At 69.0% G+C, this 2,148-nt stretch carries 2 protein-coding genes; both read left to right on the top strand.

Annotated features, from left to right (window positions below):
* Positions 1-1,465, top strand: a 1,465-nt coding sequence (locus tag ELR45_RS21430; RefSeq protein WP_205856996.1) for a thiamine pyrophosphate-binding protein, incomplete at its 5' end; no start/stop codon positions are given.
* Between the two features lie 103 nt (positions 1,466-1,568).
* Positions 1,569-2,148 (top strand): TetR/AcrR family transcriptional regulator (locus tag ELR45_RS21425; protein WP_165367987.1); only part of this gene is annotated, 580 nt, incomplete at its 3' end.

Genomic DNA, 2,148 nt, shown 5'->3' with positions numbered 1-2,148 from the left:
GACCAACGCACTCACGGGGATCACCGAGGCGGCTAAGAGTCGCACACCCCTGCTGGTGCTGGCCGCCGAGACCACCGCCGAGCATTCCAACTTCTACGTCGACCAGCCGGGGCTCGCAGCCGGAGTCGGCGCGCACAGCATCCGGGTGACATCGCCGGACAGCGCGGCCGCGGACGCCGCCGGCGCCTACGCGCTGGCCAGAGATGACAGAAGAACCGTCGTGCTCAACCTTCCGCTTGAGATTCAGTCCGCGCCGGCGCCATCCGACACTGAGCGGCCACCCGCATCCGGGTCGGGAGGTCAGCACCGCTCACCGGATTCATCGGCCTCTCCCCTGCCATCCGGCCAGCCCACGACGGCCGACGTCGCAGCTCTCGTTCAGCTGCTGGCCGCGGCCGAACGCCCGGTCATCATCGCCGGCCGGGGCGCCCGGCACGCCGGAGCCGAGCTGGCCGACCTCGGCGACGCCTGCGGCGCCCTACTCGCGACGTCGGCCGTGGCCAAAGGGCTGTTCAACCCAAATCCCTGGTCCCTCGACGTCTCCGGCGGCTTCGCCTCCCCGGTCGCCGCGGAGCTCATCGCGGACGCCGACGTCATCGTGGGGTTCGGCTGTGCGTTGAACATGTGGACCACTCGGCACGGACGGCTCATCGGCACGGAGGCCACGCTCGTACAGGTCGACCTCGACCCGGGCGCCATCGGTGCGCACCGACCGGTCGAGCACGGCATCGTCGGTGACAGTGCCCTCACGGCGGCCGCCGCCGCACAGGCGCTGTGGGAGCTGCCCGAGGCACCGCCCGGATACCGGGACCACGCGATCCAGCAGAGACTCCGCGACGAGTTGCGATGGCGTGATCTGCCCTACGACGACTGGGGCGACGGGGTCGGCGAACAGGCCCGCATCGACCCGCGCACATTGACCATCGCGCTCGACGACATCTTGCCCCACCAGCGCATCGTCGCGGTCGATTCCGGCAACTTCATGGGTTATCCCAGCGCGTACCTGTCGGTGCCCGACGAGAACGGCTTCTGCTTCACCCAGTCCTTCCAGTCGATCGGACTCGGCCTGGCAACGGCGGTCGGCGCCGCGCTGGCCCGGCCGGATCGGCTGCCGGTCGCCGCCCTTGGCGACGGCGGAGCGCTGATGGCCGCCGCCGAGCTCGACACCGTGCGGCGCCTCGGTCTGCCCATGGTCGTCGTGGTGTACAACGATGACGCGTACGGTGCCGAGGTCCACCACTTCCGCGACGGGGAGCCGCTCGACACGGTCACGTTCCCGGATACCGACATCGCCGCCATCGGTGCCGGCTACGGCTTCGACGCGGTGACCGTGCATTCCCTCGCCGACCTCGAACCCGTCGAGCGATGGGTCCGGGGTCCACGTGAACGTCCTCTGCTCATCGATGCCAAGATCGCCGCGCCGCAAGGGGCATGGTGGCTGGAGGAGGCGTTCCGCGGTCATTGAGCGGTCTTCGGGGCACAAGGACCGCAAGACCACTCGTACATCAGGGCACCGCCTCTACCAGGCGAGTTGTGCGGATGTCGCGAGTGAGTGTACAGTCACTCACATGACAACTCGGAAGACACAGCTCTCCACTGCGGATGCGCGCCGCGAGGCGGTCGTCACGAGCGCTGTTGCGGTGTTCGCACAGTCCGGCTACGCCAGCACACCGATCGCAGCCGTAGCCGAACACGCGAAGATCTCCCCCGCGTATGTCTTCAAGCTTTTCCCCGCCAAGGTCGCGCTCTTCGTCGCGGCGCTCGATCGGTGCTACGAGCAGATCGTCGACGCCTTGGAGAAGGGCGCCACCCAGGCCGAGACGCAGGTCCCGGCGGACGTACTGCATTCCATGGGCGCGTCGTACGCCGCGCTGATCGCGGACCGCGACCTCATGATGTTGCAGGTCCACGCCCAGGCCGCCACCGACGTGCCGGAGATCGCCGAGGCCGTCCGGCGCGGCATCGCACGCGTCACCTCGTTCGCCTCCAGCCGCTCCGGTGGAACCGCTACCGAGGTTCAGCAGTTCATCGCCTTCGGGCAGCTCTGCCACCTGCTCACCACGCTCGACGTGTTCGGCAGTGAGGAGCCCTGGGCCGCAGCCCTGACCGAAGGCATCCGCCACCACGCCCCGGAAGGAGGTGAACCCA

This window comes from Phytoactinopolyspora endophytica (assembly GCF_004138495.1).
Lineage (GTDB): Bacteria > Actinomycetota > Actinomycetes > Jiangellales > Jiangellaceae > Phytoactinopolyspora > Phytoactinopolyspora endophytica.
This window is presented reverse-complemented; position numbering and strand designations above follow the sequence as displayed.